The sequence below is a fragment of the Mesorhizobium wenxiniae genome (assembly GCF_002284535.1).
Taxonomy (GTDB): Bacteria; Pseudomonadota; Alphaproteobacteria; order Rhizobiales; family Rhizobiaceae; genus Mesorhizobium; species Mesorhizobium wenxiniae.
In genome coordinates, this window is the sequence record NZ_NPKH01000011.1 from 207,316 (window position 1) to 222,863 (window position 15,548).

A 15,548-nucleotide genomic window follows, 5' to 3' on the forward strand; every position below is an offset into this window, starting at 1 on the left:
CGTTCCGCGCTGGCGGCAAACAGGATGCTTTTTCTCGACTCTTTTGCCGTTTCGTGCCAATCCCCGCGTCATGGCGCTCGACATCAAGATATGCGGATTGAAGACCGACAAGGCGTTGGCCGCGGCATTGGCCGGCGGCGCCAGCCATGTCGGCTTTATTTTCTTTGCCAAAAGCCCGCGCTGTGTCGAGCCGGCGGAAGCCGGCCGCTTGCGCGAAGCGGCAATCGGCAAGGCCAAGGCGGTTGCCGTGACGGTCGACGCCGGCGATGCGTTTCTGGATGAAATCGTCGAAAAAATGCGCCCGGACATGCTGCAGCTGCATGGATCGGAGACGCCGGAGCGGGTGGCCAAGATCAAGGCCCGCTATGGCCTGCCGGTGATGAAGGCGCTGCCGGTCAGCGAGACTGCCGACCTGGAGCGGATAAGACCCCTCGTCGGCATTGCCGACCGTTTCCTGTTCGACGCCAAGCCGCCGAAGGGTTCGGAACTGCCGGGCGGCAACGGCATTGCCTTCGACTGGCGCGTTCTGGCCGGCCTTGACGCAGGCGTCGATTACATGCTTTCCGGTGGACTCAACGCCGCCAATATCGGCGATGCCCTTCGGCTTGCCAACCCGCCCGGACTAGACATTTCCTCGGGCGTGGAAAGCGCACCGGGCGTCAAGGATCCGGCGCTGATCGAACAGTTTTTCCGGGCCGTCAGGGCAGCGCGCGACAACCGCGCCGCCTGACCGTGCTTCAAACCACAAGCTAGGAGATCGGCGATGAACAGGCCGGCGACACCCAATTCCTTCCGCACCGGACCCGACGAGCAAGGCATGTTCGGCATCTTCGGCGGTCGTTTCGTTGCCGAAACGTTGATGCCGCTGATCCTCGACCTGGAGCGGCACTGGAACGAGGTTAAGGACCACCCGGATTTCAAGGCCGAGCTGACGGACCTTTCGACCCACTATGCCGGGCGGCCCTCGAAGCTTTATTTCGCCGAAGGCCTGACCAGGCATCTTCGCGAGGTTTCCTCGGCGAAGGGCCTGGGCGGCGGCGCGAAGGTCTACTTCAAGCGCGAGGATTTGAACCACACCGGCTCGCACAAGATCAACAACTGCCTCGGCCAGATTCTGCTGGCCAAGCGCATGGGCAAGAAGCGTATCATCGCCGAGACCGGCGCCGGCCAGCATGGCGTGGCGTCGGCCACCGTTGCGGCGCGTTTCGGCTTTCCGTGTGTCGTCTACATGGGCGCTACCGACGTCGCCCGGCAAAGCCCGAACGTCTTCCGCATGAAGCTGCTCGGCGCCGAGGTGCGGCCGGTGACCGCCGGCCACGGCACGCTCAAGGACGCCATGAACGAAGCTCTCCGGGATTGGGTGACCAATGTCGAGGACACCTATTACCTGATCGGCACCGCCGCCGGCCCGCACCCCTATCCGGAGCTGGTGCGCGACTTCCAGTCGGTGATCGGCACCGAGGCGCGCGCCCAGATCCTGGAGCAGGAAGGCCGGCTGCCGGACACGATCATCGCCGCCGTCGGCGGCGGCTCGAACGCCATCGGCTTGTTCCATCCCTTCCTCGACGACAAAGAGGTTCGCATCATCGGCATCGAGGCCGGCGGCCGCGGCCTCGATGGCATCGAGCATTGCGCCTCGATGAGCGCCGGCGCGCCCGGCGTGCTGCACGGCAACCGCACCTACCTCCTGCAGAACGCCGACGGGCAGATCATGGACGGGCATTCGATCTCGGCCGGCCTCGATTATCCGGGCGTCGGACCGGAGCATTCCTGGCTGCGCGACAGTGGCCGCGTCGACTATGTGCCAATCCTCGATGACGAGGCGCTGGAGGCGTTCCAGCTGACGACACGCGTCGAAGGCATCATCCCGGCGCTCGAATCCGCCCATGCCATCGCGCATGCGGTGAAGATCGTACCCGCCATGGACAAGGACCAGATCGTCATCGTCAATTTGTCCGGCCGCGGCGACAAGGACGTGCATACGGTGGCCAATATGCTGGGCATGGAGATCTGATCATGACCACCCGCATCGACCGCCGCATGGCCAAGCTGAAGGCCGAGGGCCGCCCGGCGCTCGTCACCTATTTCATGAGCGGCGACCCGGACTACGACACCGCCTTGTCGATCATGAAGGCACTGCCCAAGGCAGGCGCCGACATCATCGAAATGGGCATGCCGTTTTCCGATCCGATGGCCGACGGCCCGGCGATCCAGGCCGCCGGCCTGCGCGCGCTGAAAGGCGGCCAGACCCTGGTCAAGACGTTGAAGATGGCGTCGGAATTCCGTGCCGCCGACAATGAAACGCCGATCGTATTGATGGGCTACTACAATCCGATCTACATCCACGGCGTCGACCGCTTTCTCAGGGATGCGCTGGCCAGCGGCATAGACGGGCTGATCGTCGTCGACCTGCCGCCGGAGATGGACGAGGAATTGTGCATTCCGGCGCTCAAGGCCGGCATCAATTTCATCCGGCTGGCGACGCCGACCACCGACGACAAGCGCCTGCCCAAGGTGCTGCAGAACACCTCCGGCTTCGTTTATTACGTGTCGATGACCGGCATCACCGGCTCGGCACTTGCCGACACCGGCAAGGTGGCGGCGGCGGTCACGCGCATCAAGGGGCATACCGACCTGCCGGTCTGCGTCGGCTTCGGCGTAAAGACCGCCGAGCAGGCACGCATCATCGGGGCGTCGGCCGACGGCGTCGTCGTCGGCACCGCGATCGTCAATGCGGTCGCCAATGTTCTGGGGCCGAAGGGCGAAAAGACCGCCGATCCGGCCGAGGCGGTCGCCGCGCTGGTCAGCGGGCTTTCGCAAGGCGTGCGTACCGCTCGCCTTGCTGCCGCCGAATAGTCTTGATCTTCTGGTTGACCATGATCTCCACCGAAAACCGGTTGCCCCTTTTTGAGACCATGGTCTAACTCTTCGTCAGGACAGGAGCCGAAGCGATGAACTGGATCACCAACTACGTTCGCCCGAAGATCAATTCGATGCTCGGCCGGCGCACCGACATGCCTGAGAACCTCTGGATCAAGGATCCGGAGACCGGCGAGATGGTCTTCCACAAGGACCTGGAGCAGAACCAGTTCGTCATCCCGTCCTCCGGCCATCACATGAAGATCTCGGCCAAGGAGCGGCTGAGATTCTTCTTCGACGACGGCAAGTACGAGATGCTCGAAAACCCCAAGGTGGTGCAGGATCCACTGAAATTCCGCGACGAGAAGCGCTACACCGACCGGCTGAAAGAGGCCAAGACCAAGACCGGGCTGGAGGACGCCATCATCAATGCGCTGGGGACCGTCGAGGGCCTGCCGGTGGTGGTGACCGTGCAGGACTTCGCCTTCATGGGCGGCTCGCTCGGCATGGCAGCCGGCGATGCCATCGTTCGTGGCTTTGAGGTCGCTGTGCAACGCAAGCGGCCGCTGATCCTGTTCGCGGCCTCCGGCGGCGCCCGCATGCAGGAAGGCATCCTGTCGCTGATGCAATTGCCGAGAACCACGATCGGCGTCGATCGGCTGAAGGAAGCCGGTCTTCCCTATATTGTCGTCCTGACCAACCCGACCACCGGCGGCGTCACCGCCTCTTACGCCATGCTGGGCGACGTGCACATCGCCGAGCCCGGCGCGCTGATCGGTTTTGCCGGGCCGCGCGTCATCGAGCAGACCATCAGGGAAAAACTGCCCGACGGCTTCCAGCGCGCCGAGTATCTGATGGAGCACGGCATGGTCGACATGGTGGTGTCGCGGCTGGAGATCCGCCAGACGATCGCGCGGCTCCTGAAAATGCTGCTCAAGCTGCCGGAAGAAGAAAAGCCGCTGGAACCGGAAATTCTGCCGCCGGTGGCGCTCCCGGCGGAAGCACGCCCGCAAGCCTGACGCGACATCCGTCGTCGCGAACCGCGATTGCGCGCCATCTGTGGCGCTGTAGCATCTTGATTCGCGCATGATCCTTTCCGAAAATCGATTTCGATTTTCGGGGTCATGCGCTAGGATTCTCCCATGACCACGCTTGCCGCCGACCGCGAAATCGAAAGCCTGATGTCGCTTCATCCGAAGGGCTTCGATCTTTCGCTCGACCGCATTTCGCGGCTGCTGGAGCGGCTGGGCAATCCGCAGGACCATCTGCCGCCGGTCATCCACATCGCCGGCACCAACGGCAAGGGCTCCTGCGCCGCGTTTTCGCGGGCGCTGCTGGAAGCATCCGGCCACCGCGTCCATGTCCACACATCGCCGCATCTGGTGAACTGGCATGAGCGCTACCGGCTGGCCGCCGACGGCGGCGGCAGGCTGGTCGAGGATAAGGTCTTCGCCGACGCCATCGCCCGCGTCGCCAAAGCCAATGAAGGCCAGAAGATCACCGTCTTCGAAATCCTCACCGCCGTCACCTTCCTGCTGTTTTCCGAATATCCGGCAGATGCCGTCATCATCGAGGTCGGCCTTGGCGGCCGCTTCGACGCCACCAATGTCATCAGCGAGCCGGCGGTGTCGGTGATCATGCCGGTCTCGCTCGACCACGAATCCTTTCTCGGCGACCGTGTCGAACTGATCGCCGCCGAAAAAGCCGGCATCATCAAGGGCAGTTGCCCGGTGGTCATCGGCGCGCAGGAAAGCGAAACGGCGCTGCAGGTGCTTATCGAAACCGCCGAGCGGCTCGACTGTCCCGCCTTCGTCTATGGCCAGGATTTCCTCGCCTTCGAGGAAAACGGCCGGATGGTCTATCAGGACGAAGACGGGCTGATGGACCTGTCGCCGCCGCGGCTGCCAGGGCGCCACCAGTTCGCCAACGCCGCGGCGGCGATTGCGGCGGTCAAGGCGGCGGGCTTCGAGATCAGCCATCGCGTCGCCGACAAGGCGATGGCCAATGTCACCTGGCCGGGGCGGATGCAGAAATTGCCGCAAGGCAGGTTGACGGAACTGGCGCCGAAGGGCGCCGACATCTGGCTCGACGGCGGCCACAATCCGGGCGCCGGCGTGGTCGTCGCCGAAGCACTTGCCGAGCAGGAGGAAAAGAACCCGCGGCCGCTGTTCCTGATTTCCGGCATGATCAACACCAAAGACCAGAGCGGCTATTTCAGCGCCTTCAAGGGGCTGGTGCGGCATGTCTACACGGTGCCGGTGAGCCTCAGCGAGGCCAGCGTGCCGAATGAGGAACTGGCGATCCGCGCCGTCGAGGCCGGCCTGTCGGCCGAACCGGTGAGCTCCGTCGCCAATGCGCTGATGCTGCTGCGCGACACATGGGACGGACCGCCGCCGCGCATCCTGATCAGCGGCTCGCTCTATCTGGCCGGCGCGGTGCTGGCCGAAAACGGCACACCGCCGACCTGATCTATTCTGCCGGACCTCCGGTATCAAGAGGCCAGAACAATTCCAGGAAAAGTGTGTCGCGGTTTCCGTCCGGAATTGCGTAAAACAAATACTTAGAGCGGTTCGGTGGTTCTATCGAAAGCTGAACGCTCTCGAACGCGGGAGCGATTGCCAAGTCATGCGCTTCTCACGACAGTCTGCTTTCGTCGTCGATCGGCGCGAGCCGCCACGGAGGATCATCGCCCTATTTCCATAGAACGAGGTTGAGATCCGTCTCGACAGCGCCGGCCGCAAAGCTGCGAACAAGCATGGCTGGATAGCCCTTCGCGATCAATCGGCGCGTCAAAGCCTGCGTTCTTGATTGTCCGCTTGCCTGCATCTGATCCCGCCATGCGCTGTCGGCAAGATGTTGCGAGGGCCTGCTCCCGCGTTACTTCAGCTCGATCTCGATGAAGGCATACTCGCCCTCATTGGCATTGATGACGTCATGCTCCACGCCCTCCTTGCGGAAATAGGGCGCCCCCTTCTTCATTTCGGCGAAGGATTCGCCGTCCTTGGTCAGGAGCTTGAGCTTGCCGTCCATCAGCGGCACGATCACGTAATCATGGCCATGACGATGCCAGCCGGTGTTGTCGCCCGGCGCGAAGCGGTATTCGGTGACGATAACGCGCTCATTGTCGATGAAGACGGTGGCCTTGGCGGATCCGGTCATGTCGTTCTCCTGCTTTAAGCCAGACAAGAACATGGGGCCGCAAGTGGCGAGTGCCAGGGCGGACCAGCGCATGACCCAGAAAATCGGATTCGGTTTCCGGGGTCATGCGCAAGATCGAGTGCTACAGCGTCCTTTGCGCGTCCAAGAGGGACGCGCGGCGCTGTGAATAACGCCAACAAAAAAAGCCCGGCGCGAGGCCGGGCTTGATTGCAGAGATTCAGGGTCGGATCAGGCGAGATTGCCGTTGATCCAGTGCGACAGCGCCGTCTTCGGTGCGGCGCCGACCTTCATGTCGGCCATTTCGCCGCCCTTGAAAATCATCAGCGTCGGGATCGAGCGCACGCCGAACTGCGCCGCAAGCTCGGGATTCTCGTCAATGTTGAGCTTGGCGATCTTGACCTTGCTGCCGAGTTCAATGGCAATGTCTTCCAGCGCCGGCGCGATCATCTTGCAGGGGCCGCACCACTCCGCCCAGAAATCGACGACGACCGGCTCCTTGGCGTCAAGCACATCGGTCTGGAAATTGCTCTTGTCGACCTTGACGGTGGCCATGCGAAAATCCTTTCGTGAGTTATTGTCGCACCAAATGTGGTGGTGATCGCGCCCTTCTTCAAGCAGCTGTTGTGTCACGCTCCCGTGAGTCCGGCAAGAGCGTCGTCCATGACCGCCGGCGGCAGCTCGATCAATCGTGGCGCTTCAGTGAACAGCAGCGCCGCCGAGACCTCATGCTCGGGATAAAGCGGCTGGAGCAGCGCGCGATAGAGCGCGAGTTGCAGGACATAGGCCGATGGAACGTCCGCCAAGGCTGCGGGCGCCGGCCTATTGGTCTTGTAGTCGACGATCGACACCCTGCCTGGCGTGACCGCCAGCCGGTCGATCTTGCCGGAGATCGAGCGCAGCTTGCCCTTGACCTCGAGGCTGCCCATGACCGCGACTTCAGCGCGTGAATTGGGCGCAAACAGCTGATCGAAACGGCTGTCGGCAAGGATCGTCGCCACCGAGGCCAAGGCCTTGTCGCGCTCGGTTTCTGGCCACTGCGCGCCGGCGCGCTTGAGATAGCGTTCCGCGGCATCGCGGCGTTCGGCCTCCGCAATGCCCGGCAGCATCTGCAGCAACTTGTGCAGCGCCAGCCCCCGCATCACGGCAAAGCCAGGCTCCGCCTCGGTGTCCAGCACCGGCGAGCCGGTGTCGATCACCGCTTGCTTGGCCTCGTCGATCAGCGCCGAGGCGCCGGACGGCGACAGCGGCCGCGGCAGATCCTCGAAGGGCGGCAAAGGCTGGAACAGGCTCTTCGGCAACCGCTCGAACTGTGTCGTCTGCCGCGCCTCTTCGGCAGCCGCATGTCCGACCGGCGGCAATTTTGTCACGTGAAACCGATGCACGGTCTCGCCGGTGGCGGGGTGCTGCCGCTCAGCACTTTCGGGGGCGCCGACCAGCGCGCGGCTGACGATCGAATGCCAGGTGCCGGCGTTTGGTGCCCGCTTGCCGTGATAGCCGCAGACGATCAGCCGGTCCTCGGCCCGGGTCATGCCGACATAGAGCAGCCGGCGGTATTCGTCGTCTGCCAGCTCGCGAGCGCGGACCGAAGCGGCCCGCGAAAATCCATTGGCGACATCGCTGGCCGAGCGCCAGAGATAGCCCTTGCCGTCCCAATGGTCGCCCGAGCCTTCGAACGGCATCAGTCGCGGCAGATGCTGGTCGCTGAACGGGGCGGAACCGCCATCGACCAGGAACACGACAGGCGCCTCCAGGCCCTTGGCGGCATGCACGGTCATGACGCGAACCTCGTCGCGGGTCTGGTCCATTTCGCGCTTGATCTCGGGGCCGGCATTTTCCAGCGTCGCCAGGAAGGATTCCAGTCCCGGCAGGCCGGTCCGTTCCTCGGCTAGGCAGAAGCTCAGGAACTCGTCGAGAATGTCGCCGGCCTCCGGCCCGAGCCGCGCGATCATCTTCTTGCGCAGGCCGTCGCGGGCGAGAGCCCCGGCATAGAATTCGAACACCGGCTTGAATGCGGCTTCATCGGACCAAGTGTCGAGTTGGGCAACGATTGCGGCCAAGGCAGCGCTTTCACCGGCATGCTGCCTGAGCGAGGCGATCAACGAGAGGCCGGACGGCCGCTCGCCGGCAAGCGCGAAAAGCGTCTCTTCCAAAACATCGAAAATCGGGCTGCGCAGCACGGCTGCAAGCGACAGATCGTCCTCAGGCTGGACGAGAAAGTGGCCGAGTGCGATCAGGTCCTTTACCGCAATATGGCCGGGCAGGCTGAGCCGGTCGGCGCCGGCGACAGGGATGTCGCGGCGCTTCAGCGCGCGCGTCAGCGCATGGACGAAGCGATCGCGCTTGCGCACCAGCACCAGCACGTCGCCTGGCCGAAGCTTCTTGCCGCGGCCTTCGATGATTTCGCTGGCGCCGATCCAGCCGGCAATGGTCGCCGCGACGTTTTCGGCAACACGCACCGCTGGCGCATGGGCGTGGTCGACGGCTTGCGTCCAGTCGTCGGGCTCGTCAACGACGTCGGCACCGATCGACGGCCAGACCTCGACATAGCCCGGCGCATCGGTGCGGATTGCCTTGTGGTTCAGCGGGTCGGGATCGTGGCTGATGCCGCGCCGCACGACCGGGTCGGCAAAGACACGGTCCACCGCCGCAAGCACGTCGTCGGTCGAGCGGAACGACCAGGTCAGCTTGAGATCGGCGAAGGCGGCGTTGGCGTCGCGCACCTTTCCGGCAAACAGCAGCCTTGAGTCGGCGAAGGAGTCGGGCGCCGCTCCTTGAAAGGAATAGATCGACTGTTTTTCGTCGCCGACGGCAAAGACCGTGCGGTGAACCGCGTCGCGCGCGCCGAGCCCTGCAAAGAATTCCTCGGCCAGCCGCTTCACCACCTCCCATTGGTCGGGACTGGTGTCCTGCGCCTCGTCGAGCAGGATATGGTCGATGCCTTGGTCGAGCTTGTATTGAACCCATGGACCGGCATCGGGCCGCGCCAGGAGATTGACCGTTCGGGTGATGAGGTCGTTGAAGTCGAGGAAGCCGCGCGCGCGCTTCAAATGCTCGTAGCGGGCGATCAGCCAGTCGGCGATGGTCAGCGCGGCACGTGTGCCCTCGACCATCCTGAACAAGGCCAGCCGGTCGGAGATTTCGAGGATGGCATCGGCCGCCGAGAGATAGCGCTCGGCAAGATCCGGCAATCGGTCGAGCAACGCCTTCTTGAACGTCTTTGCCGGCTCATAAGGCTCGCCATCCGCCCGCAGGAAGGCTTTTGCCAGCAATTGCAGCCGGCGAACCGGATCATCCTCGGCGAAGGCAAGATGGGCGTAGGGCAGCAAATTGTTCAGCACGATGCGGGCATCGGCGGCTTCGGCAGCGCGGGCAAAGGTGACGAGATAGTCCGGCAGGAAGCCCGGCAGCGGCCAGACGGACGCCGCCAGGCCTTCGGCGGTCAGGCCGGCGCGAAACCTAAACTCGTCGAACAGCGCCCGGAAGCTATCACCGCCGGCAGCGCTGATGAAGGCGCGCAAGCCGTCGCGCTTGCGCACAATCTCGGCCAGCAAGGCGTCGAGCCCATGTTCGCCGCCGCGTTCCAGAATGGCGGCGAAAGCCTCGGCCAGCCCCCTATCGCCGGCGGCAGTGCCCGAGATCAGGTCGCGGCGGGCGGCGGCGAAGAGCGACGCCTCCATCTGCGGATCAAGCATTTCGAAATGGGCCGGTATGTTGGCCTCCAGTGGAAACTGGTGCAGCACCGATTCGCAGAAGGCGTGGATGGTCTGGATCTTCAGCCCGCCCGGCGTCTCGAGCGCCTCGGCGAACAGCCGGCGCGCGCGGCGCATGGTTTCGCGATCGGGCTGGCGACCGTCCAGCGCTTCAACCCTTGCCGCCAGTTCGACGTCGCCAAGTGCCGTCCATTCCGACAGCGTCGAAAACACCCGGTTCGACATATTGGTGGCTGCGGCGCGGGTGTAGGTCAGGCACAGGATCTTCGACGGATCGGTGCCGCGCAGCAAGAGCCGGATGACGCGCTGGGCCAGCACATGGGTCTTGCCGGATCCGGCATTGGCCGAAACCCAGGCGGAATTTTGCGGGTCGGAGGCGCTGGCCTGGCTGGCGGCGGTATCGGTCGGGATTGGATAGGCCTTCTTCATGCCTCCCCTCCCTCGTCGTCGGCGTCGCCGCCGGCGGACCATTCGAGCACGCGGGCGAGATGATCGTAGTCGCCATCGGTCTCGCCCTCGCGGAACGGCAGCGCGCGCGACAGATAGCCTGTCGTCGGGTCGGCATAGTGGATCAGCAGTTTTTCGAGCCGTGCCCAGGCCTCCTCGGCGAGATCGGCGGCGGTTCGCGGCTTGCGGTTGTATTCGAGGATGGATTCCTCGAACACCTCGCCGTTCGGTTTCAGCCTGATGAAGGCCAGCTGCGACGGCTCGCGCGCACCGAGTCCCTTGAAGGCGCCGCGCCTGAGCAGCGCGCCTTCGAGCGCCAATTGCGGCGAAAGCAGCGTATGGGCCTGCGCCTTGGATGGCGAGGAGCCGGTCTTGTAGTCTAGGATGTCGGCCATGCCGCCGGCCAGGAGATCGACACGATCGGCGTAGCCGGACAGCGTCACGCCCGACTGGCCGACGCCGGTTTTCTCGGCGCGCTCTTCGGCATGTCGCATTGTCACGGCGAAGGCGCGGCCGCGTTCCCATTCGATGATGCCAGCGGCGAGCTTTTCGAAGCGCGGCCACCACACCGCCTCGACATCGGGAGGAAGGGCCGCCTCGGCAAAGCATGCGCGGCCGGCGACGATAAGACCGGCCAGCGCCTCCGGCACAAGCGGGTCGGCCACTGTCCGCGAAAAGAGATGCAGGATGGCGTGAAACAGCGTGCCACGCTCGGCGGCGCCCGGGTCGCGGATGACCGGATCGAGCGGCATCAGGCCGAGGATCCTCCTGGCATAGATCGCGTAAGGGTCGCGCCGCAGCGTCTCGATCTCGGTGACCGAGAAATGTTGCGGCCGCACAGCCTGCGGCGGCTTCGGCTGCGGTCGCGGCGCGAAATCTCTCCTTTCGCCGGCATCGAGCCCACGGGCCCAGGACAGAAATTCATCACCACGCCGACGAAGCACCGCCGCGTGGTCCTTGCCTATGAACGTCAGGAGGCGCTGCAGCCAGCGCGATGGCACCGCCGGCGCGTCGCCGGAGCGGGCGGAGCGCGCCAACACCACTTTCTTCGCTCCCATCGCCATCTGGAAGTCATGGGCAGCCAGGCCGATGCGCCGTTCGGGCGGTTCGAGATCGATGCCGGTCTTCATCAGTCGCGACATGAAGCGGTCGCTCTCCGGCTTGCGCGGCCATACGCCTTCGTTAAGCCCGCCGACGACCAGCGTGTCGACGCTCTGCAACCGGCCTTCCAGCGCACCCCAGATGGCGATGTTCCTGTCGGTCCCTTGAGCCGGCTTGACGGTTTCGGGCGCGATCAGCGCCTCCATCACGTCGGGCCATTCGTCCGCCGCGAAGGAGAGCGACGCCGAGGCGGCGATCAGCCCGCGCAAGAGCTCGGCGAGCTTTTCGCCGGCATCGCCGGCATAGAGCTCGCTTAGGCTGCCATCCGCGGTGCGGCCAAGACTTTCGAGCGCGACGACGCTGGCCCGGGTCAATTCGGCAAAATCGGCTTCGGCTTGACTGCGAAAGGCGGTCAGCGGCGCCAGAGCATCGGCAAGGCGAACGAGCAATTCGCGGGCGCGCTCGATGTTTCGCACAGTCAGGCGGGAAAACCAGAAGGGCGGCCGGATGCTGCCCAGGCCGGTGAGGCGGGCCTCGAATAGCATCGGCAGCGAGGCGACGTCGGGGCGGCCGGTGCCGCCGCGCAGCGCCACCAGTTCGACGATCTCCGCCGCGTGACGGACGCTTGTGCGTTTCAGGCCGAGGCCAAGCAGCGGGTGCTTGAGCAGCGACAGCAGAGCGACCGGGTCGCCGGGCCGGAACGCGGCCTGAAGCGCCAGCCTGAGCAGGCCGGCGGCTGGCGTGTTGATGAGCGGGGTGCCGCCCGAATCGTCGGCGACGACACCAAACCGCAAAAGCTCGACTGAGACACGCCGCGCCAAAGCGCGGTCGCCGGTGACGAGTGCGGCGCGCTGGCCGGGCTGTTCGACGGCGCGTTTGAGCGAGACGGCGATAGCCACCGCTTCGTCGCGCTCGCCGGCGGCTTCGAGTAGCGTCACGTCGGCGAAGGCCTTGGTGATATCGCCGGCCGTAAAGCGGGCGCGCGTCTCGGCCCACAGCTCGGTGGTCTCGGCCGGCCGCAGCGCCTCGCCGACAAGTGCGGCGCGCAGCGCGAGCGGCCTTTCGGCAACGGCGATCTCCCCGACATCGCCGCGTAGCACGCCGATCTTGCCGATCAGTTTTGCCAGGCCGTATTGCGGGTGGCCAAGCAAGGCCGGCCGGGCGCCAGGTGCGGCGATCGCCGCGAAAGACGGCTCATCCAGCATCAGGTCGAGGCCGGGCAGCACGACGGCGCCGCTGGGCAGGCCGGCGATCACGGCAAGCAGTTCGGCGGTGGCGGGAATGGAACCCGTGGAGCCGGCGGCGATCACCGGTCCGGCCGGCGGATTGCCCTTCAGCCGTGTTGCTTCCAGCCTTATCAGCGCATTGCGATGCGCGGCCGGGTTGGAGCGGTTGCGTTCTTCGAGGAGATTCGGCCAGTTTTCGGTGACGATGCTCAGGAAGTCGAGCGTCACTTGCCACCAGCCGGCGAGGTTGCCGGTCACCAGATCGGCGAGCTTGGTCCAGTCCGTACCTTCCGTCTCGATCTCGTCCATCAGCCGGGCCAGATCGCGCGCCAGCCAGATGGCGTCGGCGGCGGATGCCGGCACGACGATCTCCTCGTCGAAAAGTGCCGCGACATGCGCCGGCAGGCGGCGTTTCCAGGCGCGAACCAGCGGCGCCAGCAGCAGCAGCCGCTCGATTGCGGCGATCGGCGGCGCGAGGTCAATGGCGGCCGATGCGTCGGCCTCGAACGCGGCCTCGTCCTCGTCGAACTCGCCGAGCGGGCGGATCACCGGCAGGATCGCCGAGCGGCTGCCCAGACGGTCGACGAAAACGCCGCGCAGCGCCCGCGCGGCGCGGCGCGTCGGCACGTAGATGGTGGCGTCGGCCAGCACCAGCGGGTCGCCGTCGAAGCGGAAACCGGGAACGAGCCGCCCTGACAGCAGGGCCTTGGCCAGCGTCGGCAGAAACGGCGCTCCGGGCGGGATCGAGAAAACGCGGCGGGAGCCGCTCATTTCAACTCAGTGATGGCGCTGGTCAACGCGGTAAAAGCGCTGGATGACTCAGCAAGAGCGGCGGCGACGGCCGCTTCCGCAAGCGGAATGGCGTCGGGCGTACCAACTGTGATCCAATGGCCCTGCATCACCATGCCGAACAGGCGACCGGCAGCGATGGCCGCATCGAAATAGGCGTTGAGCGAATGCGGCCCGGCCGGCGCATCCCTGAAAAGCCTGGGATGGACAATCGCCGCACCGGCATAGATCAGGCCTGTCGGGTCGCCTTTCGAACGCCGCAAGGCGCCGTCCGGCGACATCAGGAAATCGGTGCCGCCGCTGTGTCCGGTTGCTGACTGGGGATCCGCGAGCATCAGCAGAATATCCATTTTCGCCGCGTCCCACGCAAGGGCGAGGCGGGCAAGGTCGGGCACGCCGCTGTCGATCCAGAAGGTGTCGGCGTTGACGATGTAAAAGGGAGCCCCTCCCAGTTCCGGCAAAGCATGGACAATACCGCCGGCGGAATCGAGCAGTCTTTCGCTTTCATCGGAAATGACGACTTTCGGGGCGCGGCGCGCGGCGACGTGGGCGACGATCTGTTCGGGAAAATAATGGACGTTGACCATGGCCTTTTCAACGCCGGCGCGGGCCAGGCTGTCCAGGCTCCAGTCGAGCAATGTCTTGCCTGATATCTTGACCAGCGGTTTTGGCATTGTGTCGGTGATTGGCCGCATGCGCTTTCCCAGCCCGGCGGCAAGCACCATTGCGATCTTGGGGCGTGCCGTCATAGCGACCGTTCCTCCAGTAGGCCGTGGGCTGTATAGAAATCCCGCAGGGCAGCCAGTGCTGGATGCGTCAGCGCCCGCCGAAGATAGTCGCGAATGCGCGGCAGGTGCTTCAGATAATAAGGCTTGCCGTCGCGCTTTTCGAGCCGGACGAAAATGCCGAGAATCTTCGAATTGCGCTGCGCCGCCATGATCGCATAGGTTTCGACGAATTCGTCTTCGTTGAAAGCGCCAGCCTTATGGCGCGCTGCGATATAGGCATCGAGCGTCCGCCTCTCGATCTCAGGCGGGATCGTAACGCGGGCATCCATGGCAAGCGAGGCGAGGTCGTAGGCGGACGGGCCGATCAGCGCGTCCTGGACATCGACGATGCCGAGCCGATCGTAACCGGTACGCTCGCCGCGCCAGATGATGTTCGGCGAATGAAAGTCGCGCAGCATAAGCGTGTATTCGCGCCCTTCCAGCCGGTTGAGGACCGCATTCCATTCGCTGTTATAGCCGGCGCGCAAGGCATCGCTTGCCGGGCCGCCTGATATCGCCGGCACATACCAGTCGACCAGCAATTCGGCTTCGATCATCATGGCGTCGCGGTCGAAAGGCGGCACGTCGTGAAAGACGCCGGGCGCGACCTCGATGCGATCGGGCCATGCCTTGCCATGCATCATGGCGAGCAGTTCGGCCGCCGCCGCGTAGCGCTCCGCCACCGGCTGACCCTGCTGGCCGAGAAATCCCTCCGAGCCGAGATGCTCGAGCAGAAGAAAGCCCTGGTCCAGGTCCTGGGCGTGGACCTCCGGGGCGCTGACGCCACCGGCCCGCAGCGCCCGGTCAATGGCGACGAAGGCCGAGACCGATTGCGCGGTGTGGGCGATCATAGCATAGGGCCTGCCGTCGCGGACCGGCGGCCCGAGCATCAGCCGCGGCGAATTCATCAAAACGCGCGGCGGCAGGCCGGCCAGCGAGACGATCTCATAGGAGCGGGCCGAGGCGTCGCCGATAAAATAGCGTCTCTGCGCTTCACCCCAGCCAGCTCTTTCCAGAAAATCGCGCATGGCCAGCGATCGCGCCGCACGCTCGAAGGCAGCGCCTTGTCCCGACAATCTCGCCAGGCGCCCGTCGTTCTGATGGACGAGTTCGATCAGCACCGAAGTCTTTGGCAAATAGGCCTCTGCCTGTTCCGGCCATTCGACCAGGGCAGCGCCTTGCGCTAGCGCCTCGTCAAAACCCAGTTCGTCCAGTTCGGACGCCGAGGACAGGCGGTAGAGGTCGAAATGATGGACGGGAATACGCGCCTCATAGCTCTGGACGAGCGTGAAAGTCGGGCTCGGCACGTCGAGACCGGCATCGTCGGTCATTGCCCTGATCAGCGCCCGCGCCAAACTCGACTTGCCGGCGCCGAGATCGCCTTTGAGCGCCAGCACGTCGCCGGGGCGCAGCGACATGGCCAGATCCTCGCCCAGCCTTGCGGTCGCAGGCTCGTCGGCGAGAAAACGCTCCAGCACCACGCCTGCCAT

The 15,548-nt window shown here is 64.9% G+C and carries 11 protein-coding genes and 1 pseudogene; 5 read left to right on the forward strand and 7 right to left on the reverse strand.

The genetic code is table 11. The annotated features are described in order from the left end of the window. Positions 1–70 precede the first annotated feature (70 nt). The 5 genes from CIT31_RS03350 to CIT31_RS03370 all read left to right on the forward strand — a co-directional run bounded on the left by CIT31_RS03350 (position 71) and on the right by CIT31_RS03370 (position 5,327). Positions 71–730, forward strand: a complete 660-nt coding sequence (locus CIT31_RS03350) for a phosphoribosylanthranilate isomerase (RefSeq protein WP_095517433.1) — start codon at positions 71–73, stop codon at positions 728–730. A 33-nt stretch (positions 731–763) separates the two neighbouring features. Next, a complete protein-coding gene (trpB, locus tag CIT31_RS03355; RefSeq protein ID WP_095517434.1) occupies positions 764–2,014 on the forward strand; it encodes a tryptophan synthase subunit beta in 1,251 nt (416 codons plus the stop codon). Between the two features lie 2 nt (positions 2,015–2,016). Continuing rightward, positions 2,017–2,856, forward strand: a complete 840-nt coding sequence (gene trpA / locus CIT31_RS03360) for a tryptophan synthase subunit alpha (RefSeq protein WP_095517435.1) — start codon at positions 2,017–2,019, stop codon at positions 2,854–2,856. Positions 2,857–2,951: 95 nt separating this feature from the next. Continuing rightward, positions 2,952–3,878, forward strand: a complete 927-nt coding sequence (gene accD, locus CIT31_RS03365) for an acetyl-CoA carboxylase, carboxyltransferase subunit beta (RefSeq protein ID WP_095517436.1) — start codon at positions 2,952–2,954, stop codon at positions 3,876–3,878. 123 nt (positions 3,879–4,001) lie between these two features. Further along, complete coding sequence (locus tag CIT31_RS03370) at positions 4,002–5,327, forward strand: bifunctional folylpolyglutamate synthase/dihydrofolate synthase (protein WP_095517437.1); 1,326 nt, start codon at positions 4,002–4,004, stop codon at positions 5,325–5,327. A gap of 223 nt (positions 5,328–5,550) precedes the next feature. Here CIT31_RS03370 and CIT31_RS35845 read toward each other — a convergent pair. The 7 genes and pseudogenes from CIT31_RS35845 to tsaE form a co-directional block, all read right to left on the reverse strand. Then, a pseudogene (locus CIT31_RS35845) lies at positions 5,551–5,700 on the reverse strand (RES family NAD+ phosphorylase); the annotation flags it as partial. A 36-nt stretch (positions 5,701–5,736) separates the two neighbouring features. Further along, positions 5,737–6,018, reverse strand: a complete 282-nt coding sequence (locus CIT31_RS03380; protein WP_065011517.1) for a cupin domain-containing protein — start codon at positions 6,016–6,018, stop codon at positions 5,737–5,739. 228 nt (positions 6,019–6,246) lie between these two features. Then, complete coding sequence (trxA, locus tag CIT31_RS03385; protein WP_027152031.1) at positions 6,247–6,570, reverse strand: thioredoxin; 324 nt, start codon at positions 6,568–6,570, stop codon at positions 6,247–6,249. A 74-nt stretch (positions 6,571–6,644) separates the two neighbouring features. After that, positions 6,645–10,157 (reverse strand): double-strand break repair helicase AddA, encoded by a 3,513-nt coding sequence (gene addA / locus CIT31_RS03390; protein ID WP_095517438.1) that lies wholly within the window; start codon positions 10,155–10,157, stop codon positions 6,645–6,647. Further along, entirely contained in the window at positions 10,154–13,273 is a 3,120-nt protein-coding gene (addB, locus tag CIT31_RS03395; RefSeq protein ID WP_095517439.1) for a double-strand break repair protein AddB, read from the reverse strand. Before addB ends, addA begins: the two co-directional genes overlap by 4 nt. Continuing rightward, positions 13,270–14,040, reverse strand: coding sequence for a nucleotidyltransferase family protein (locus CIT31_RS03400; RefSeq protein WP_095517440.1), 771 nt, complete (start codon positions 14,038–14,040; stop codon positions 13,270–13,272). Before CIT31_RS03400 ends, addB begins: the two co-directional genes overlap by 4 nt. Next, complete coding sequence (gene tsaE, locus CIT31_RS03405; RefSeq protein WP_095517441.1) at positions 14,037–15,548, reverse strand: tRNA (adenosine(37)-N6)-threonylcarbamoyltransferase complex ATPase subunit type 1 TsaE; 1,512 nt, start codon at positions 15,546–15,548, stop codon at positions 14,037–14,039. The genes CIT31_RS03400 and tsaE overlap by 4 nt, the downstream gene beginning before the upstream one ends.